Origin of the sequence: Streptomyces sp. Z423-1 (assembly GCF_013009255.1) — a bacterium.
In the GTDB taxonomy this organism is placed as follows: domain Bacteria; phylum Actinomycetota; class Actinomycetes; order Streptomycetales; family Streptomycetaceae; genus Streptomyces; species Streptomyces gossypiisoli.
Genome location: NZ_CP053109.1, coordinates 2954286 through 2972886 on the forward strand (window position 1 = coordinate 2954286; position 18601 = coordinate 2972886).

18 protein-coding genes are annotated in these 18601 nt (G+C 69.9%); 8 read left to right on the plus strand and 10 right to left on the minus strand.

What is annotated here, in order from left to right; genetic code table 11:
- Positions 1 to 12: 12 nt before the first annotated feature.
- Complete coding sequence (locus HJD23_RS13220; protein ID WP_171112011.1) at positions 13 to 1608, minus strand: Na+/H+ antiporter; 1596 nt, start codon at positions 1606 to 1608, stop codon at positions 13 to 15.
- A gap of 61 nt (positions 1609 to 1669) precedes the next feature.
- Between HJD23_RS13220 and HJD23_RS13225 the strand changes: the two genes are divergently transcribed.
- The 3 genes from HJD23_RS13225 to HJD23_RS13235 all read left to right on the plus strand — a co-directional run bounded on the left by HJD23_RS13225 (position 1670) and on the right by HJD23_RS13235 (position 3855).
- A complete protein-coding gene (locus tag HJD23_RS13225) occupies positions 1670 to 1930 on the plus strand; it encodes a UBP-type zinc finger domain-containing protein (protein ID WP_171112013.1) in 261 nt (86 codons plus the stop codon).
- A gap of 261 nt (positions 1931 to 2191) precedes the next feature.
- Entirely contained in the window at positions 2192 to 2605 is a 414-nt protein-coding gene (locus HJD23_RS13230; RefSeq protein WP_015657891.1) for an anti-sigma factor, read from the plus strand.
- Positions 2606 to 2622: 17 nt separating this feature from the next.
- A complete protein-coding gene (locus tag HJD23_RS13235; RefSeq protein WP_171112015.1) occupies positions 2623 to 3855 on the plus strand; it encodes an RNA polymerase sigma factor SigF in 1233 nt (410 codons plus the stop codon).
- Between the two features lie 6 nt (positions 3856 to 3861).
- On the opposite strand, the gene HJD23_RS13240 is transcribed toward HJD23_RS13235, so the two are convergent.
- On the minus strand, positions 3862 to 4314 hold the full coding sequence (locus tag HJD23_RS13240; RefSeq protein ID WP_171112017.1) for a hypothetical protein: 453 nt from the start codon (positions 4312 to 4314) through the stop codon (positions 3862 to 3864).
- A 168-nt stretch (positions 4315 to 4482) separates the two neighbouring features.
- Here HJD23_RS13240 and HJD23_RS13245 point away from each other — a divergent pair, with 168 nt between their 5' ends.
- Together HJD23_RS13245 and HJD23_RS13250 are read left to right on the plus strand one after the other, a co-directional pair.
- A complete protein-coding gene (locus tag HJD23_RS13245) occupies positions 4483 to 5451 on the plus strand; it encodes a diacylglycerol kinase family protein (protein WP_171112019.1) in 969 nt (322 codons plus the stop codon).
- A gap of 320 nt (positions 5452 to 5771) precedes the next feature.
- The gene (locus HJD23_RS13250) at positions 5772 to 6029 is read left to right on the plus strand and encodes a WhiB family transcriptional regulator (RefSeq protein ID WP_003992873.1); all 258 of its coding nucleotides are present in this window, start codon (positions 5772 to 5774) and stop codon (positions 6027 to 6029) included.
- Between the two features lie 191 nt (positions 6030 to 6220).
- Here HJD23_RS13250 and HJD23_RS13255 read toward each other — a convergent pair whose 3' ends face one another.
- Together HJD23_RS13255 and HJD23_RS13260 are read right to left on the minus strand one after the other, a co-directional pair.
- A complete protein-coding gene (locus HJD23_RS13255; RefSeq protein WP_171118518.1) occupies positions 6221 to 7687 on the minus strand; it encodes a PAS domain-containing sensor histidine kinase in 1467 nt (488 codons plus the stop codon).
- 366 nt (positions 7688 to 8053) lie between these two features.
- On the minus strand, positions 8054 to 8692 hold the full coding sequence (locus HJD23_RS13260) for a TetR/AcrR family transcriptional regulator (RefSeq protein WP_240980703.1): 639 nt from the start codon (positions 8690 to 8692) through the stop codon (positions 8054 to 8056).
- A 96-nt stretch (positions 8693 to 8788) separates the two neighbouring features.
- On the opposite strand from HJD23_RS13260, the gene HJD23_RS13265 reads away from it, so the two are divergent.
- Positions 8789 to 9541 carry an SDR family oxidoreductase gene (locus HJD23_RS13265; protein WP_171112023.1) on the plus strand — a complete coding sequence of 251 codons (753 nt, stop codon included), beginning with the start codon at positions 8789 to 8791 and terminating at the stop codon, positions 9539 to 9541.
- Between the two features lie 97 nt (positions 9542 to 9638).
- On the opposite strand, the gene HJD23_RS13270 is transcribed toward HJD23_RS13265, so the two are convergent.
- Positions 9639 to 10727 (minus strand): SIS domain-containing protein, encoded by a 1089-nt coding sequence (locus HJD23_RS13270; RefSeq protein ID WP_171112025.1) that lies wholly within the window; start codon positions 10725 to 10727, stop codon positions 9639 to 9641.
- A gap of 288 nt (positions 10728 to 11015) precedes the next feature.
- Between HJD23_RS13270 and nagB the strand changes: the two genes are divergently transcribed.
- Positions 11016 to 11801, plus strand: a complete 786-nt coding sequence (gene nagB / locus HJD23_RS13275) for a glucosamine-6-phosphate deaminase (protein ID WP_171112027.1) — start codon at positions 11016 to 11018, stop codon at positions 11799 to 11801.
- Between the two features lie 354 nt (positions 11802 to 12155).
- Here the strand turns inward: nagB and HJD23_RS13280 are convergent, their stop codons facing one another.
- From HJD23_RS13280 to HJD23_RS13300, 5 genes are all read right to left on the minus strand, one after another.
- The gene (locus HJD23_RS13280; protein ID WP_171112029.1) at positions 12156 to 12707 is read right to left on the minus strand and encodes a DoxX family protein; all 552 of its coding nucleotides are present in this window, start codon (positions 12705 to 12707) and stop codon (positions 12156 to 12158) included.
- Positions 12708 to 12818: 111 nt separating this feature from the next.
- Complete coding sequence (locus HJD23_RS13285; protein WP_171112031.1) at positions 12819 to 14306, minus strand: glycoside hydrolase family 3 protein; 1488 nt, start codon at positions 14304 to 14306, stop codon at positions 12819 to 12821.
- A gap of 8 nt (positions 14307 to 14314) precedes the next feature.
- Positions 14315 to 15145, minus strand: coding sequence for a carbohydrate ABC transporter permease (locus tag HJD23_RS13290; protein ID WP_141312016.1), 831 nt, complete (start codon positions 15143 to 15145; stop codon positions 14315 to 14317).
- A complete protein-coding gene (locus HJD23_RS13295) occupies positions 15142 to 16128 on the minus strand; it encodes a sugar ABC transporter permease (protein ID WP_171112033.1) in 987 nt (328 codons plus the stop codon). The genes HJD23_RS13290 and HJD23_RS13295 overlap by 4 nt, the downstream gene beginning before the upstream one ends.
- Before the next feature lie 74 nt (positions 16129 to 16202).
- Positions 16203 to 17477 (minus strand): extracellular solute-binding protein, encoded by a 1275-nt coding sequence (locus HJD23_RS13300; RefSeq protein WP_171112035.1) that lies wholly within the window; start codon positions 17475 to 17477, stop codon positions 16203 to 16205.
- A gap of 344 nt (positions 17478 to 17821) precedes the next feature.
- Here HJD23_RS13300 and HJD23_RS13305 point away from each other — a divergent pair, with 344 nt between their 5' ends.
- A complete protein-coding gene (locus HJD23_RS13305) occupies positions 17822 to 18586 on the plus strand; it encodes a GntR family transcriptional regulator (protein WP_171112037.1) in 765 nt (254 codons plus the stop codon).
- The last annotated feature ends 15 nt before the right edge of the window (positions 18587 to 18601 follow it).

Consider the following 18601-nt stretch of genomic DNA (forward strand, 5'->3'; position numbering starts at 1 on the left):
TCCGGACGAGGTCTACGTCGCCTCCCGATACGCCGCCGCCTCCTCCAGGTCCAGCCGACGCAACAACGTCCGCAACATCTCGTCGTCGATATAGCGACCGTCGCGCAGCTTCACGAACACCTCGCGCTCGGCGCTGATCATCTCCCGGGCGAGGCGGCGGTAGGTGTCGTCGGCGGTTTCGCCGGTGATGGGGTTGGGCTGGCCGAGGCGTTCCCAGACGGCGTTGCGACGGCGCTCCAGGACCCCGCGCAGCCGGGCGGCGAGCGGCTCGGGCAGGGCGTTGCGCTCGTCGGCGAGGAGTTCGTCGAGGCGTCGCTCGGCGGCGAGGGACGCCTGGGCCTGGGCGTTGGCCTCGGCGAGCGTCTCGCCCTGGACGTCCCGGCCGGGCAGTTTGAGCAGCCGGATCAGCGGGGGCAGGGTGAGTCCCTGGACGACGAGGGTGCCGATGACCGTCGTGAAGGTCAAAAAGAGGATCAGGTTGCGGCCGGGGAAGGGCTCGCCGCCCTCCACGACCTGCGGGATCGAGAAGGCGATGGCGAGCGAGACCACGCCCCGCATCCCGGCCCAGGAGACGATGAACGCGTCCTTCCAGGTGGGGTCCGCCTCTCGTTCCCGGATCCGCGTCGACAGCCTCGGAGGCAGGAAGGTCGACGGATACACCCACACGAACCGGGCCACGACGACCACCAGGAAGACGGCGAGCGCGTACCAGGCGGTCTCCAGACCCTCGTACTCCCCCAGTCCCTCCAGCACCACCGGCAGTTGGAGTCCGATGAGGGCAAACACCGACGACTCCAGGACGAAGGCGACCATCTTCCAGACCGCCCCCTCCTGGAGGCGGGTCGCGAAATCGACCTCCCACGCGCGGTGTCCGAGGTAGAGGGCGACCACGACGACCGCGAGGACACCGGAGGCGTGCACCTGCTCGGCGACGGCGTAGGCGACGAACGGGATCAGCAGGGAGAGGGTGTTCAGAAGGAGGGGCTCCTTGAGGTGGGTGCGCAGCCAGTGGATCGGCACCATGAGGACGAGTCCGACGCCGATACCGCCGATCGCCGCGATCAGGAACTCGCTGATTCCGCCGGCCCAGGTGGCGCCCTCGCCGACGGCGGCCGCGAGGGCGACGCGGTAGGCGGTGATCGCGGTGGCGTCGTTCACCAGGGACTCGCCCTGAAGGATCGTGGTGATCCGGGAGGGCAGTCCCACGCGGCGTGCGATCGCGGTGGCCGCGACCGCGTCCGGCGGCGCCACCACCGCGCCCAGCACCAGCGCGGCGGTCAGCGGAAGTCCCGGGATGATCACATAGGCGGCCCAGCCGACGACACAGGTCGCGAAGAGCACGTACCCGACCGACAGCAGCGCGACGGGCCGCAGCTGCGCGCGCAGGTCGAGGTAGGAGCTGTCGGTGGCCGCGGTGTGCAGCAGCGGCGGCAGGATCAGCGGCAGCACGATGTGCGGGTCGAGGTGGTAGTCCGGGACTCCGGGCACGTACGACACCGCGAGGCCGACCGCGACCAGCAGCAGCGGCGCCGGCACGGGGGTGCGCCGGCCGGCCGCCGCGATCGCGGCACTGCCCGCCACCAGCATCAGCAGTGGCATCACATCCATGGTTCTCGCCCGCCTCGTTTTTCCGCGCGGCCTTCCGCACGCCCGTCGTAACCTGGCAATCATGAAACAGTGCACGCACGCCGACGCACTGCCGCACCCGGAGCCCGGTGCCCTCACGGACACCTGCCCCGAGTGCCTGGCGGACGGCTCGCATCCGGTGCAGCTGCGGCTGTGCCTCACCTGCGGTCACGTCGGCTGCTGCGACTCCTCACCGGGCCGACACGCGACGGAGCATTTCAAGGAGTCCGGTCATCCGGTGATGAGGACGTTCGAACCGGGGGAGAATTGGCGATGGTGTTTCGTGGACCACGTGCTCGTGTGACCGGCTCGTGACCTCCCCTGCCGGACGGTTCGAGCGTCTGACGTGTGGGTACGTCAACCCGGCGCGCGCTCTCCCCAATTGGGGGCGCCCACCCTCTAGCCACTGTGCGTATTCATGTGTTTACTATGAGTGACAGTAAGGGGTTGGGGTACCAGGGACAGGTAGGTTCCGAGCGCGGTAGCGTCACCGCTGAACACACATCGCGTTACCCCGAGGGGCGACCCTCGGCCCCGTAGAGCTTGTACCACCTTGGAGGTGAGGGTGTCCCAGATCGCAGGCGAGCCCGCGACCCAGGACTTCGTGGAAGTCCGGCTGCCGGCTGCGGGTGCCTACCTGTCGGTGCTGCGGACGGCCACGGCCGGCCTCGCGGCCCGTTTGGACTTCACCCTCGACGAGATCGAGGACCTGCGCATCGCGGTGGACGAGGCCTGCGCGATCCTGCTCCAGCAGGCCGTGCCCGGCTCGGTGCTCAGCTGTGTCTTCCGGCTCGTCGACGACTCGCTGGAGGTCACCGTCTCGGCGCCCACGACCGACGGTCACGCCCCTTCGCGGGACACCTTCGCCTGGACCGTGCTGTCCGCCCTCGCAGGCAAGGTCTCTTCCGCCGTGGACGACGACAAAACCGTTTCGATCAGCCTCTACAAACAGCGCGGCGCGGGACCCGGGCCGGCGTGAGGAACGGGGACGGGCCGGTGCGGGACGAAGAGCGCGGCACACGGGAGCTGCCACCGGGGGTGCCCGAAGGCGCCCCCGGCGCGAGCGGAGCCGAGGGCTCGGGGGACGGTCCGAACGGTGCCCGTCGCATGGCGGACGGCATCGACGGCATCCCCGAGCAGGCCCGGCCGCACCCGGAGGACGACTCCGACTCGACGGAGGCCGGCTTCCTGGACGACGGGCAGCGGGATCAGGAGGGTGCCGTGCAGAGTGCGCCTCTGGAGCTGCGGATGGGGGTGTCCCCTGTCCATGGGGGTCCCCCCGCTCGAGCGAAGTCGAGAGTGGGGGAGGAGACGAGGGCTCGGGGAAGGGCGACGGGCGGGACGATGAGCGAGCACGAGCGATACGCGGAGCAGGACGTGCAGGACGTGCCCGACGCGCAGCACGACGCGCACGACACGTCTGCCACGCCTGACACGCCGGCCGCGCGCGGCGCACAGCCCACGCAGCACGACCCGCAGGACCGCAGCGGTGCGCGCGCCCTGTTCGTGGAGCTGCGCCAGCTGAAGGAGGGCAGCCCGGAGTACGCGGAGCTGCGCAACCGGCTGGTCCGGATGCACCTGCCGCTCGTCGAGCACCTCGCGCGCCGCTTCCGCAACCGCGGCGAGCCGCTGGACGACCTCACCCAGGTCGCCACCATCGGCCTGATCAAGTCGGTCGACCGCTTCGACCCGGACCGCGGCGTCGAGTTCTCGACGTACGCGACCCCGACGGTCGTCGGCGAGATCAAGCGGCACTTCCGTGACAAGGGCTGGGCGGTGCGCGTGCCGCGCCGGCTGCAGGAGCTGCGCCTGTCGCTGACCACGGCGACCGCGGAGCTGTCGCAGTTGCACGGCCGCTCCCCCACGGTCCACGAGCTCGCCGAGAAGCTGGCGATCTCGGAGGAGGAGGTCCTGGAGGGCCTGGAGTCCGCCAACGCGTACTCCACGCTGTCCCTGGACGTCCCCGACACCGACGACGAGTCCCCGGCCGTCGCCGACACCCTCGGCGCGGAGGACGAGGCGCTGGAGGGCGTGGAGTACCGCGAGTCGCTCAAGCCGCTGCTGGAGGACCTCCCGCCGCGCGAGAAGCGGATCCTGCTGCTGCGCTTCTTCGGCAACATGACCCAGTCGCAGATCGCGCAGGAGGTCGGCATCTCGCAGATGCATGTGTCCCGGCTCCTGGCCCGGACGCTGGCGCAGCTGCGGGAGAAGCTGCTGGTCGAGGAGTAGTCGGCGCTACTTCTCCGCGTTGCCGGGTCCCCGGATTCCGAGGGCCCGGGTCGTCTCCGGGTTGAGCAGCAGGACCAGGGACGCGACCGCGACGGCCGCCAGGGCGATGCCGCCCGGGATGGCCATGCTGTCGGCCTGGAGCAGGTTGTAGGCCACCGGCAGCGAGATGATCTGCGTGATGACGGCCGGGCCGCGGCTCCAGCTGCGCCGGCCGAGCAGCCCGCGCGCGGCGAGCAGCGGCAGCAGCGCGAGCACGATCAGCGTGGCGCCGCCCGTCACGGCCTGCTGCCGGTCGTCCGGGTGCCCGATCAGTCCGAGTACGAGGATCCAGGCGCCGCCGACCACCAGCGCGAGCCCCTCCAGCGCGGCCAGCGCGGCCGCCACGGTCAGCCGGACGGGACGGGGGCCGGCCTCTGCGGCGGCCTCGGAAGCGGGGGTGGGGTTCTGCTGAGCGCTCACCCCAGAAGGGTAGCCCTCGGGTTCCCGAAGCCTCGGAAGGCCCCGAGGAAGGCCCGGGTCAGGCCCCCGCACGGCTCCGGTCACCCGTGTCCGGGCTCACGCCTCGATCTCCCACCGGTTCCCGGTCCGGCCTGTGCCCGGTACCGCCCAGTAGGTACCCTGCCAGTCATGCGTGCACTTCTCGTGGTCAATCCGGCGGCAACCACCACAAGCGCACGTACGCGCGATGTCCTGATTCATGCGCTCGCCAGTGAGATGAAGCTGGAGGCGGTCACCACCGAATACCGCGGGCACGCGCGCGACCTGGGCCGACAGGCCGCGGAGAGCGACGACATCGACCTCGTGGTCGCCCTCGGCGGCGACGGCACGGTCAACGAGGTCGTCAACGGCCTCCTGCACAACGGCCCCGACCCCGGCCACCTCCCCGGCCTCGCCGTGGTCCCCGGCGGTTCCACCAACGTCTTCGCGCGCGCCCTGGGCCTGCCCAACGACGCCGTCGAGGCCACCGGCGCCCTGCTGGACGCGCTGCGCGAGCGCAGCGAGCGGACCGTCGGACTGGGTCTGACCTCGGGCACGAAGGGCACCGAGGACGAGGCGGTGCCGTCCCGCTGGTTCACCTTCAACGCGGGACTCGGCTTCGACGCCGGCGTCGTGGGCCGGGTCGAGCAGCAGCGCGAGCGCGGCCGGAAGTCGACGCACGCGCTCTACGTCCGTCAGGTGCTGCGCCAGCTGCTGGGCGAGCCGAGCCGCCGGCAGGGCACCATCACCCTGGAGCGGGCGGGCGAGGACCCGGTGACGGATCTGCTCCTGTGCATAGCGTCGAACACCGCCCCCTGGACGTTTCTCGGCGATCGCCCGATGTACGCCTCGCCCAAGGCGTCGTTCGACACCGGACTGGATGTGTTCGGCCTCAGCCGGATGTCGACGGGCGCGGTTGCCCGGTATGGCACCCAGTTGCTCACTTCGTCCCCCGAGCGCGGACCCCATGGCAAGCACGCCGTCTCCCTGCACGACCTGAGTGAGTTCACCTTGCATTCGAAGGCGCCGCTGCCCCTTCAGATGGACGGTGACCACCTCGGGCTGCGTACCAGCGTGACGTTCACAGGCGTACGCCGTGCACTGCGTGTGATTGTGTGAGCAGAAGACGCTAAAGTCCTTTCACTCGAACGTTTAGGCCAGGATCCACCCCATGGAAGTACGGCTGTGACCTAGTCGACACCGAGGAATCAAAAAAAACTTTCCTGAAGGGGTTGTATCCGCCGCCGAGGTTTGCGAGTCTCTACATGGCGATCGGGACGGCCCGCAACACCGGCCTCCACAGATCACCGGAACCCCTCTTCACACCAAGGACCACGCCGGGGAAGACTCGGCGGTCGGCCCTTCACTTGTTGAGGGATTCGTGAAAGCGTTCACATTCACAAGCAATCTTCACGTAATACCAAGGAGAGGTAGCAGCCATGGACTGGCGTCACAACGCCGTTTGCCGCGAGGAAGACCCCGAGCTCTTCTTCCCCATCGGCAACACCGGTCCTGCGCTGCTGCAGATCGAGGAAGCCAAGGCCGTCTGCCGTCGCTGCCCGGTGATTGAGCAGTGTCTGCAGTGGGCGCTCGAGTCCGGCCAGGACTCCGGCGTCTGGGGTGGTCTCAGCGAGGACGAGCGCCGCGCCATGAAGCGCCGCGCCGCCCGCAACCGGGCCCGTCAGGCCTCCGCCTGATCTACCCACCCCGCGTGACAGCCTGAGCTTGGCGGCGCGTACAGCGAGTACGCATCTCCCGCCCCCCGAGCCGCAGCGCGCAGTACCCCTGATGCGCACTGACCCCGGACCGTTCCTACGGTCCGGGGTTCTTTGCTGTGCGCGTGCGTCGGTTCCCTGCTGTGCACGCAGGTCACTTTTGCGCGCACAGGTCACTTCTGCGCGCGCACCGGGATGTCGAGGATGACCCGCGTGCCGCGTTCCGGCGCCGGGACCATGTCGAACGTACCGCCCAACTCGCCCTCCACCAGCGTCCGTACGATCTGCAGGCCGAGGTTCCCGGAGGTGCGCGGGTCGAAGCCCGCGGGCAGGCCGACCCCGTCGTCCTGGACCGTGACCAGCAGGCGGGCCTCCTTCGTCGTACCGCCCCGCACGGCCGACACCTCGACCGTGCCGGTGTCGCCTTCACGGAAGCCGTGCTCCAGGGCGTTCTGCAGCACCTCGGTGAGCACCATCGACAGCGGGGTGGCGACCTCGGCGTCCAGGATGCCGAAGCGGCCGCTGCGCCGGCCGGTGACCTTGCCCGGTGAGATCTCGGCGACCATCGCGAGCACCCGGTCGGCGATCTCGTCGAACTCGACCCGCTCGTCCAGGTTCTGAGAGAGCGTCTCGTGCACGATCGCGATCGAGCCGACCCGGCGTACCGCCTCTTCCAGGGCCGCGCGGCCGCGCTCGGACTCGATACGCCGGGCCTGGAGGCGCAGCAGCGCAGCCACCGTCTGGAGGTTGTTCTTCACCCGGTGGTGGATCTCCCGGATGGTGGCGTCCTTGGTGATCAACTCCCGTTCGCGGCGGCGAAGTTCGGTGACGTCCCTCAGCAGCACGAGGGAACCGATGCGGGTGCCCTTGGGCTTGAGCGGAATGGCCCGGAACTGGATGACCCCGTCGTTGGCCTCGATCTCGAACTCGCGTGGCGCCCAGCCGCTCGCCACCTTGGCCAGCGCCTCGTCCACCGGGCCCCGGGTCGGGGCGAGTTCGGCGGTCGTACGGCCGAGATGGTGGCCGACGAGGTCGGCGGCGAGGCCCATGCGGTGGTAGGCGGACAGCGCGTTCGGGGAGGCGTACTGGACGATGCCGTCCGCGTCGAGCCGGATCAGGCCGTCGCCCACGCGGGGCGAGGCGTCCATGTCGAGCTGCTGGTTCGCGAAGGGGAAGGCACCGGCCGCGATCATCTGCGCCAGGTCCGAGGCGCTCTGGAGGTACGTCAGCTCCAGGCGGCTCGGGGTGCGCACGGTGAGGAGGTTGGTGTTGCGCGCGATGACACCCAGGACGCGGCCTTCCCGTCGTACCGGAATCGACTCGACGCGGACCGGGACCTCCTCGCGCCACTCCGGGTCGCCCTCGCGCACGATCCGGCCCTCGTCCAGCGCCGCGTCCAGCATGGGGCGGCGGCCGCGCGGGACGAGGTGGCCGACCATGTCGTCCTGGTAGGAGGTGGGGCCGGTGTTGGGCCGCATCTGGGCGACGGAGACATAGCGGGTGCCGTCGCGGGTGGGGACCCACAGGACCAGGTCGGCGAAGGAGAGGTCGGAGAGCAGCTGCCACTCCGAGACCAGCAGATGGAGCCACTCGAGATCGGAGTCGTCGAGGGCGGTGTGCTGGCGGACCAGTTCGTTCATGGAGGGCACGTCTGCGAGCGTACCTGGGGGTTTGTGCTGGTCCTAAAAGTGTCTGGACGGGACCGAAACACCCGCGGGCCGCGGCGCCTGGGAGGGACCCTCAACCCTCCCGGCACCGCAGCCCGGAGCAACATCGGCCGTGGGGTGTGCGGTCCCGGTCGGCCGAAGGATGAGGAGCCGGGGCAGTCAGGGCAGAGAGCACCGGTTCCTCGATCCGTCTTCCTGTGCGGGGAAGACGGAGGCTCTTCGTTTCTACGTCGCCCTGCACGCATTGTGGACTAGACCACTACCCGTGTCCATGCGTTGGGGGCGGTTTGTTGTTGAAGACTGTGTGGAGTTGGCGCTTCGCAGCCTAACCCGCCTGGCTCACGTTCGGGGCCAGATGGCCATGGCAATTTCCGCGAGAGACTCCAGTTCCGCACGGCTCGCGCCGTCGCGCGCCTGTTGGGACATGCCCTGGATCATGGCGCCGGCGTGCCGGGCGAGGGCGGCCGCGTCGGTGTCCGGGGGCAGCTCACCTGCGGCGATGTCTGCTTTTATGCGGTTTTCGAAGGCGGCGATGTTGGCGTTGCGCCGGGCCCGCAGGGACTGCTCGACCTCGGGGGTGCTGCAGTTGGCTGCGGCGTGGATGACGAGGCAGCCGTGCGGATGCCCGGGTTCCGTGTACTGGACGGCGGCTTCGCGCAGGGTCCGTTCAACGGCGGCCCGGGCGGTGGGTTCCTCGGCGAGGGCGCGCTCGGTGAAGAAGCCGTATCTCGTGCCGTACTCCTGGACGACCTCCTCGAAGAGGGAGCGCTTGTCGCCGAAGGCCGCGTACAGGCTGGGCGCGCCGATGTCCATGACGCGGGTGAGATCGGAGACGGAGGTGGCCTCGTAGCCGCGCTCCCAGAAGGCCATCAGGGCCTTCTCCAGCGCGGTCGCGCGATCGAAGGAGCGGGGGCGGCCACGCGGCCTGCCCTTCGCCTTGCTCTCCCCGGCGTTCCCGGTCTTCGGACTGCTCGCCATGGAGGGCATTTTATAGCGGGCACTAGAGAACTGTCGGCGAGATGTTGTACGGTCTTTCTGTAGCGACCGCTAGAAAAACGAGAAGGGGGCTGCGGCATGGGCGTGCTCACAGGCAGGACGGCGCTGGTCACGGGCGCGAGCAGGGGCATCGGGCGAGGCATCGCCGAGCGGCTGGCGCGGGACGGTGCGCGGGTCGCGGTCCATTACGGCAGGAACGAGGCGGCGGCGAAGGAGACGGTGGCCGCGATCGAGGCGGCGGGCGGCTCGGCGTTCGCGATCGGCGTGCAGCTGGGGCTGCCGGGGGACGCCGAGGCACTGTGGGCGGAGTTCGACCGGCACGCCGACGGACTGGACATCCTCGTGAACAACGCCGGGATCGCGAACACACGCCCGATCGACGAGATCACGGAGCAGGAGTACGACAAGGTCTTCGCGGTGAACGTGAAAGCGCCGTTCTTCATCGTCCGGCACGGCATGGCGCGACTGCGGGACGGCGGCCGGGTCATCAACGTCTCGTCGGGGCTCGCCCGGACCGCGGTGATGCCGGACTACATGGCGTACGCGATGACGAAGGGCGCGCTGGACGTCTTCTCCCGGGACCTGTCCAAGGTGCTCGGCCCCCGGGCCATCACGGTGAACTCGGTGGCGCCCGGGATCATCGACACCGACATCACGGCGGGGCTGCTGTACGGAACCGAGGGCGGGTGGGCGCAAGCCGCCGCGATATCGGCGCTCGGCCGGGTGGGCGAGACCGCCGACGTCGCGGATGTGGTGGCATTCCTGGCCTCGGGCGGGGGACGGTGGGTGACAGGGAGCTGGGTGGACGCGACCGGGGGTTCGCTGACGTAGGTGTGCCCCCTTGGATGCCGCCCTTCGCCCCCTTGTATGCGCCTCGTATGCGCCTCGTGTATGCGCCTCGTATGCGCCTCGCCTCCGTGGTGATCTCTCAGCGCGTCTCCGTCACCTTCGCCAGCGCGCGAGGTGCGTCCGGGTCCTGGCCGCGGGCGATGGTGACCTCGTAGGCCAGGCGCTGGAGCGGGATGATCTCCAGGATGGGCTGGATCTCCTCGGCGACGTCCTCGGTGGGCAGGACGAAACCGGCGGAGGCGCGCTCGACCTGGCTCCTGGGGCCGATGACGACCAGGTCGGCGCCCCGGCCGCGCAGCCGGTCGAGGACGGGCTGGAGCGCCTCCCCTCCCTTGCCGTCGGTGACGACCGCGATGACCGGGGAGACGTTGTCGACCATGGCGAGGGGACCGTGCAAGAGGTCGGCGCCGGAGTAGGCCAGGGCCGGGATGTAGCTGGTCTCCATCAGCTTGAGGGCGGCCTCCTTGGCCGTTGGGTAGCCGTAGCCGCGCGAGGTGATCACCATGCGCTCGGCGAAGCGGTAGCGGGCGGCGAGGGCGCGGACCTCGTCGCGCCGGGCGAGCAGGCGCTCGGCGAGGCCGGGCAGCACCTCGGCCGGGGCTCCGTCGCCGCCGCGCAGGCCCTCGACGAAGAGGTAGAGCGCGAGGAGGGAGGCCGTGTAGGTCTTGGTTGCGGGGAGCGCCTTCTCCGGTCCGGCCAGGATGTCGATGTGGTGCTCGGAGACGCCGGCCAGCGCGGAGTCCGGGTTGTTGGTGACGGCGAGGGTGATCGCACCGGCCTCGCGGGCGGCCCGGGTGGAGGCGACCAGGTCCGGGGAGCCGCCGGACTGGCTGACGGTGATGACGAGGACGTCGGTGAGGTCGGGGCGGGCGCCGTAGGCCGTGGTGGTGGACATGGAGGTGAGGCCGCAGGGCAGGCCCAGGCGGACTTCCAGGAGGTACTTGGCGTAGAGAGCGGCGTTGTCGGAGCTGCCGCGGGCGGTCAGCAGGACGAAGCGGGGCGTGCGGGCGGCGATGTCCTGGGCCACCTGGCGGATGGCGGGGGCGCCCTTGTCCAGGATCCGGCGCAGTACCGCGGGCTGCTCGGCCATCTCACGCGCCATGATCCGGCCGGGGACCTCGCTGTGCGGGGCGTGGGGGTCGTGAGGGTACGGGGTCGTGGCGGTCATGTGGGTTCCTCTGCGTCTCGGCCCTGTCTCGCTGTCTCGCTGAACCACGTTGTGGTGTGTGTCGCTGCGGTGCTGGAGGCGCTGCGGCGCTGCGGTTCTGTGTCGCTGTAGGCCCTGTCTTCTGACAGCACCATTCCACTCCCCCGCCCAGGCTCCCGCCTCCGCAAGCACGCGGTCTTCGGCTTGTCTTCACCTGGGTCCGGGTGGGCCCCTCTGTTAGATTGGTCTAAACCACATGGCCCCTTCCGGGTGCCCTTCGAGTCCCCTCTTCAGATCGGCAGGCCCAGCGTGGAAGTTGTCATCGTTCCCGACGCCGAGGCAGGCGGCGAGCTGATCGCCGAGGCCATGGCGCAGCTGCTCAGGCGCAAGCCCGACGCCCTGCTCGGCGTGGCCACCGGCTCGACGCCGCTGCCCATCTACCAGGCGCTGGCGGCCAAGGTGCGGTCCGGCGCGGTGGACGCCTCGCGGGCGCGGATAGCGCAGCTCGACGAGTACGTGGGGCTGCCGGCCGAGCATCCGGAGTCGTACCGGTCGGTGCTGCGGCGGGAGGTGCTGGGGCCGCTCGGGATCGGGATGGACGCGTTCATGGGGCCGGACGGCACGGCCGAGGACATTCCCGGTGCGTGCGAGGCGTATGACAGGGCGCTGGCCGAGGCCGGTGGCGTGGATCTGCAGTTGCTCGGGATCGGGACGGACGGGCACATCGGGTTCAACGAGCCGTGCTCCTCGCTGGCCTCACGGACGCGGATCAAGACGCTGACCGAGCAGACCCGGATCGACAACGCGCGGTTCTTCGACGGCGATATCGACCAGGTCCCGCACCATGTCATCACGCAGGGCATCGGGACGATCCTGGATGCGCGGCACCTGGTGCTGCTGGCGACGGGTGAGGGGAAGGCGGACGCGGTGGCTGCGACGGTGGAGGGGCCGGTCGCGGCGGTGTGCCCGGCGTCGGCACTGCAGTTGCATCCGCACGCCACCGTGGTGGTCGACGAGGCCGCCGCGTCCGAGCTGAAGCTGGCGGACTACTTCCGGCACACGTACGCCAACAAGCCGGAGTGGCAGGGCATTTAGTCGACCTGGCGCGGTGATCGCCGGGCTGATGGGGTTCTGGTGGTGACGGGGCCGGTCTGTCCTTGCAGGGGGGTCTTTTTCCGGGCCGGTCTGTCGCGACCGGGCCCGTCTGGGGTCCCGGACTGGGCAGTCGTGGCCAGGACCGCGCGCGGGCTGGGCCGGTCTGCCTTGCCCGGGACCGGTCAGCCACCACCGGAACCAATCTGCCGCACCGCCGAAACCAGTCACCGGGCCCCGGACCGGCCTGCCATGCCCGGCACCCGTCACCGCGCCCCGGACCGGCCGACCTTCACCAGGACCGTTCCGCCCCCCGGACCCCGCACCAGCCCGGCCCCTCCCCCGGCCATGTACGCCTCACAACGCCAACACCAGCACCCCCGCCAGCACGCCCAAGCCCAGGGCCACGAGGAACGGGATCCAGCCGCCGTCCCGCCAGGGGAAGAAGGTGTCGAGGGAGAGGCGGCCGGGGCCCACGGCGGCGATGGCGAGGGCGGCGACGGAGATGAGCATGGGGTATGCGAACGACGGGGGTCCGGCAGGCCACAGGCTGTACTCGGGCGCCACCGACATGGCGTTGATCATCACCCCGACCGCGGCCGCCGCGGCGAGCGGGGTGAGCAGCCCGACGGCCAGGCCCAGGCCACCGAGGAGTTCGGAGGCTCCCGCCAGCCCGGCGAAGAAGACGCCCGGCTCGTACCCCTGCTCGGCGAAACCCTTCCCCGTGGCGTCGAGACCCGGCCCGCCGAACCAGCCGAACAGCTTCTGCGCGCCGTGACCCGCCAGGATCACGCCCACCGCCAGCCGGAGGAGCAGCAGCCCCACGTCGGCGGCGCCCACCGCCCGCGGCGCCGGTCTCGTGTCGACGGCTGCGGCGGACCGGCTTGATCGTTCACTGGGGGGTGTCATCACAGCATCACCTCCGGGCAGAGCCCTCGGTGTGGTCTCACCCTTCCGATCCTCCTCTCCCCGGGAGAGGACGTCCAAAGGAGAGGACGTCCCAAGGAAAGGACGCAGCTCTCACACCCCGGCGATGACCTCCGCCGCCGCCCGCCCGCACACCCGGGCCGCGCCGTACGTCGCGATGTGCGGCGCGCCCCGGGGGGCCGCCTGGGGAACGCCCATCTCGACCACGATCGTGTCCGGCCGGGCACGGAAAAGCGTGTCGAGGGCCGTCGCCATCCACGGGTGCCGGTGCTCGTCGCGGACGACCGCCACGATACGGCGCTCCCCCGCCGCCGCCAGGGCCGCGCTGCCCGCGTCATCCCCCACGAACGTGCCCGCCTCCGTGCCGGGGAGCAGGGCGGTCAGCTCCGCCGCCACGCCCCAGGGCGTCTCGTCGCCGACGGCGATGTTGGCGACCGGGGTGAGGGCGGCGACGTAGGGCGCCTCGGTGAGCGGCGTGAAGGTGTCCGCCCCCGTCACCCGCACCGCCCGTCGGGCCGCCCGCAGGCCCACCTCGCTGTCGGCACCGCCCTGGCCGACGGCCTTCGCCGCGGAGGCCGTCCAGGCCGCCAGCCTGCGGACCCGTGCCGCCGCGTCCGCCAGCCGCTCCTCGGCGAGTTCACCGGCGCGCACCGCCGCCACGAGGGCGTCGCGCAGGCGCCGTACCGTCTCGTCGTCGGCCAGGCCGCCGCCCACGCAGATCGCGTCGGCGCCGGCCGCGACGGCGAGGACGCTGCCGCGTTCGATGCCGTAGGTGGCCGCGATGGCCTGCATCTCCATGCCGTCGGTGACGATCAGGCCGTCGTAGCCGAGGTCGCCGCGCAGCAGTTCCGTGAGTACCTTGCCCGACAGCGTCGCCGGGCGGTCCGGGTCCAGGGCGGGGACGAGGATGTGGGCGCTCATCACCGCCCGTGTGCCCGCCGCGATCGCCGCGCGGAACGGGGCCAGTTCCCGGTCCCCGAGCACGGTCGGGTCCGCGTCGATGCGGGGCAGGGCGTGGTGGGAGTCGACGTTGGTGTCGCCGTGGCCGGGGAAGTGCTTGGTGCAGGCCGCCACTCCCGCCGACTGCAGGCCGGTGACGTAGGCCGCGGTGTGCCGGGCGACCAGCGCCGGGTCGGCGCCGAAGGACCGTACGCCGATGACCGGGTTCCCCGGGTTGGAGTTCACGTCCGCCGACGGGGCCCAGTTGAAGTTCACCCCGCAGGCCGCGAGGCGGCGGCCCAGCTCCGCGGCCACCTCCCTGGTCAGTTCCACGTCGTCCACCGCGCCGAGGGCGTGGTTGCCGGGGAAGGAGGAGCCCGTCCGCACCTCCAGGCGCGTGACGTCACCGCCCTCCTCGTCGATGGCGACCAGGACGTCGTCCCGTTCCGTACGCAACTGGGCGGTCAGGGCGGCGAGTTGCTCGGGTGAGGCGATGTTGCGGCCGAACAGGCCGACCGAGGCGAGGCCCTCGCCGAGGCGGCGCAGCAGCCAGTCGGGGGCCGCGGTGCCGGTGAAGCCGGGCTGGAGGACCGTCAGCGCGTCACGTGTCAGTGTGTCGGTGTCGCTGGCGAATGTGGTCATCGAGGGCGTTATCCCTTCACCGCGCCGGCGGTCAGACCACTGACGGCCCTGCGCTGCAGGAAGACGAAGAGGATGAGGATCGGGATCGCGAACAGCGAGGACGCCGCCATGGTCGCGCCCCAGTCGTTGCCGAAGACGCTCTGGAAGCTGGTCAGCCACAGTGGCAGTGTCTGGGCCTCGATGTCCTTGTTCAGCACCAGGACGAGGGGCAGCTCGTTCCAGGCGGTGATGAAGCCGAACATCGAGGTGGACATCAGGCCCGGCGCGAGCAGCGGCAGGATGACCCGGCGGAAGGCCTGGACCCGGGTGCAGCCGTCGACCATCGCGGCCTCCTCAAGCTCCCTCGGCACGGCGGCGACGAAGCCGCGCAGCGTGAGGATGGTGAAGGGCAGGATCATCATCATGTAGAAGGCCGTCAGCGGTACGAGGCTGTTCAGCATCGAGGCGTCCCGCACGATCATGTACATCGCGATGATCATGACCTCCCAGGGCGCCATCTGGGCGACCATGAAGCCCACGACGAAGCCGCGCCGCCCCTTGAACCGCATCCGCGCCAGGGCGAACGAGCCTGCCAGCGCGATGATCAGCGAAAAGACGACGGCGAGGACGGTGACGGTCAGCGAGTTGGTGACGAACGTCCAGAAGTGGTCGGCGTCGGTCGCCGTCCGGAAGTGCTCAAGGGTCACGTCGGTCGGGAACCAGACCGGGTCCTCCGAGATGATGTCGCCGGTCGGTTTGAAGGCCGTCGCGAACATCCAGTAGACGGGGAAGACGCAGCCGATGAACAGGACGACGGCCGTGACGTTGGGCCACAGGCGGCCGAAGAGCGAGCGCTTCACAGCTCGTCCTCCTCTTGCTTGAGCACGATCCGCAAGTAATAGGCGGTGAGGGCGAGCAGGATCAGGATGGTCAGGACCGCGATCGCCGCGCCCATCCCGTAGTGCTGGTTGCCGACGCCCTCGATGTAGGCGTAGACGGGCAGGATCTCGGTGAGCCGGTCGGGGCCGCCGCCGTTGATGGTGAAGACCTGCACGAACGCCTTGAAGACCCAGATGATCTCCAGGAAGGTCGTCGCATAGAGGAACGGCCGCAGGAACGGCAGCGTCACCGTGGTGAAGCTCCGCCAGGCGCCGGCGCCGTCCAGCGCGGCGGCCTCGTACAGCTCGCCCGGGATCGTGGTGGTCGCCGCGTACAGGTTGATCGCGACGAACGGGATGGACATCCACACGATCAGCACGGTCACGACGAAGAACGTCGACATCTGGCTGCTGGTCCAGCTGTAGTCGGCCATCGAGTGCCAGCCGAGCTTGTCCAGTACCCAGTTGACGACGCCGAAGCGCTGGGCGAACAGCCACTGGTAGACGGTGGTCGCGGCCACCACCGGCATCGCCCAGGCCAGCACCAGCCCGATCATCAGCGTCACCCGCATCCGCCTGCCGAGGCGGGCCAGCAGCAGGCCGACCAGCGTGCCCAGGATCATGATCAGGACGACGTTGGCCGCCGTGAACAGGATCGAGCGGAGCGTGACCCGCCAGAAGTCCTCGCCGGTGAGGACCTCCTTGTAGTTGTCGATGCCGTTCCACTCGGTGACGTGCTGGATCAGCTGCGCCATGTTGAGGTTCTGGAAGGACAGCAGGACGTCCTTCAGCAGCGGCCAGCCGAGCAGCAGCACGGTGGCGGCGCAGGCCGGCAGCAGCAACAGGTACGGGGCGAACGCCCCGAGGCGTTCCGCTGCGCGCGGGCCGGGCCCGCCGGAGTCCGGGCCGCGGGGTTTCACCACATCCACCGGACCGGAGGGCGGCCGTTCGGTCTGCACGGTCATGCTCGCGATCTCTCTCTCGACCTACGTGGAGCACGGGGGTGGCAACCGCGTGACGGCTCCCACCCCCGATGCGCTCAGCTCTCCTGCGACAGCCGCTTGTTGAACTCGTCCTTGACCTGCTGGGCGGCCTCGGCCGGGGTCTTGCCGTTCAGCACGGCGGTCATGTAGGTCTTGATCGGGTTGGGCGCGTTCTCGACGGCGGCCCACTCCGGGATCAGCGGCGTGGTGCCACCGCCCGCGGCGGCCGGCGCGGCGGCCTCGGCGGCGGCGTTGCCCGTCAGGTTGGTCTGCAGCGACTCCTTGTTGGGGATGACGCCGTTGAGCTTGGCCAGCTGACCCTCGTGCTCGTCGGACAGGGCGATCTTCAGGAACTCCTTGGCGAGCTCCTGCTTCTGGCTGCCCGCGGCGACCGCGAGGTTGGAGCCGCCGAGGAAGACGCCCTCGGGCTTGTCGGCCGTGGCACCGGGGATGGTGAAGTAGCCGATCTGCTCCTCGATCTTGGGGTTGGCCTCGATCGCGATGCCGGACTCCCAGCCCATCGCGATGATGGCGCCGACGTCGCCCTTGGCGAAGACCTCGCCCTGCTGCGGGGTGGCCTCGTCCTTGTCCTTGGGCGCCTTGGACAGGGCCTGGAACTTCTTGTACGTCTCCATGGCGGCGGCGACCTTCGGGTCGTCGAGGTTGGAGACGTACTTGTCGCCTTCCTTCTTGACCAGTTCGCCGCCCTCGCCGACCACCAGGCCGACGAAGTGGTACCAGTTCTGGCCGGGCAGGTAGATCGGCTCGGCGTCGGTCTTCTCGCCGATGGTCTTCAGGGCGTCGTAGAACTCGTCGCGGGTCTTGGGCGTGTCCTTGATGCCGGCGTCGGCCCAGACCTTCTTGTTGTACATGACGACGCGGTTGGCGAAGTACCACGGCGCCGCGTACTGCTTGCCCTCGAAGACCGAGGAGTTGTTGAGCGACTCGGTCCACTCGCCGCCGATCTCGGACTTCAGGTCCGCGAGGTCGGCGAGGCCGCCGGTCTTGGCGTAGGCCGGGGTCTGGGTGTTGCCGATCTCGAAGACGTCCGGCGGGTTCTCCTCGGACAGGGCGGTGGTCAGCTTCTGCTGGATGCCGTTCCACTGCTGGATCTCGAACTTGACCTTCGCCTTGGTCTTCTTCTCGAAGGCGGCGGCGACGTCCTTCTGCCACTGGTCCGGCGAGGAACCGTCCATCACCCACACCGTGAGCGTCTGGCCCGCGTAGCCGTCCGCCCCGGCCTTGCCCTCGTCGCCCTTGTCGCCCCCGCACGCCGCAATGGAGACCATCATCGCCGCGACACCGATCGCGGATATCAGCTTGCGCTTCACGCCACCCTCCTCAGGGATGCCACACCCCCCTGCCCATGGGCCGGGACCTGGACCAATGGTGTAGACCAGTACGGGGAGCTTGGACCAGACCATGAAGGGTGTCAAGGGCGCTCGAAGGGCCTTGACCAGCTGTTATGGGACCTACATATGCAAGAACCTTTAAGTAACAAGCCCTCGAAAACACCGGCCGAGCAAGGCACACTGCCACTAGACCACTCACGCTGTGGACTAGACCAAAACAGAAGGCGACGGTATACAGAAGGGATCACGCAGCGTACCGAGGACATGCCGGTACGCTGCCGTGCCACGATGTGAGCCGCATACGCAGCCCGGGAAGGCGGAGCATGAGCACTGAGGTCAGCAGTGCGGAGAACGAGAACGGGACGGCCGTCCGTACCGCGCGCGTACCCAAGTACTACCGCCTGAAGAAGCATCTGCTCGACATGACGGAGACGCTGCCGCCCGGCACGCCGGTCCCGCCCGAGCGCACGCTGGCCGCGGAGTTCGACACCTCGCGCACCACCGTGCGCCAGGCCCTGCAGGAACTGGTGGTCGAGGGGCGGCTGGAGCGGATCCAGGGCAAGGGCACGTTCGTCGCCAAGCCGAAGGTCTCGCAGGCGCTGCAACTCACCTCGTACACCGAGGACATGCGCGCCCAGGGCCTGGAACCCACCTCGCAGCTGCTGGACATCGGCTACGTCACCGCCGACGACCGGCTCGCCGAGCTGCTCGACATCACCCCCGGCGGCCGCGTCCTGCGCATCGAACGGCTGCGCATGGCCAACGGCGAGCCGATGGCCATCGAGACCACCCACCTGAGCGCCAAGCGCTTCCCGGCCCTGCGCAGGTCGCTCGTCAAGTACACGTCCCTCTACACCGCCCTCGCCGAGGTGTACGACGTCCATCTCGCGGAGGCCGAGGAGACCATCGAGACCTCGCTGGCCACCCCCAGGGAGGCCGGGCTCCTCGGCACCGACGTCGGCCTGCCGATGCTGATGCTGTCCCGGCACTCCCTGGACCGCGACGGCAAGCCGGTGGAGTGGGTCCGGTCGGTGTACCGCGGCGACCGGTACAAGTTCGTGGCACGGCTGAAGCGGCCCGAGGCGTAGCAGCCGGGGGCCGGG

What these genes read in the sequence shown, in the direction of transcription:
- HJD23_RS13250 (WP_003992873.1), top strand. Translation starts at nt 5,772, where the DNA reads ATGGACTGGCGTCACAACGCCGTTTGCCGCGAGGAAGACCCCGAGCTC.
- HJD23_RS13265 (WP_171112023.1), top strand. Translation starts at nt 8,789, where the DNA reads ATGGGCGTGCTCACAGGCAGGACGGCGCTGGTCACGGGCGCGAGCAGG.
- HJD23_RS13295 (WP_171112033.1), bottom strand. Translation starts at nt 16,128, where the DNA reads ATGACCGTGCAGACCGAACGGCCGCCCTCCGGTCCGGTGGATGTGGTG.
- HJD23_RS13285 (WP_171112031.1), bottom strand. Translation starts at nt 14,306, where the DNA reads ATGACCACATTCGCCAGCGACACCGACACACTGACACGTGACGCGCTG.
- HJD23_RS13220 (WP_171112011.1), bottom strand. Translation starts at nt 1,608, where the DNA reads ATGGATGTGATGCCACTGCTGATGCTGGTGGCGGGCAGTGCCGCGATC.
- HJD23_RS13305 (WP_171112037.1), top strand. Translation starts at nt 17,822, where the DNA reads ATGAGCACTGAGGTCAGCAGTGCGGAGAACGAGAACGGGACGGCCGTC.
- HJD23_RS13280 (WP_171112029.1), bottom strand. Translation starts at nt 12,707, where the DNA reads ATGACACCCCCCAGTGAACGATCAAGCCGGTCCGCCGCAGCCGTCGAC.
- HJD23_RS13225 (WP_171112013.1), top strand. Translation starts at nt 1,670, where the DNA reads ATGAAACAGTGCACGCACGCCGACGCACTGCCGCACCCGGAGCCCGGT.
- HJD23_RS13260 (WP_240980703.1), bottom strand. Translation starts at nt 8,692, where the DNA reads ATGGCGAGCAGTCCGAAGACCGGGAACGCCGGGGAGAGCAAGGCGAAG.
- HJD23_RS13270 (WP_171112025.1), bottom strand. Translation starts at nt 10,727, where the DNA reads ATGACCGCCACGACCCCGTACCCTCACGACCCCCACGCCCCGCACAGC.
- HJD23_RS13255 (WP_171118518.1), bottom strand. Translation starts at nt 7,687, where the DNA reads ATGAACGAACTGGTCCGCCAGCACACCGCCCTCGACGACTCCGATCTC.
- HJD23_RS13245 (WP_171112019.1), top strand. Translation starts at nt 4,483, where the DNA reads ATGCGTGCACTTCTCGTGGTCAATCCGGCGGCAACCACCACAAGCGCA.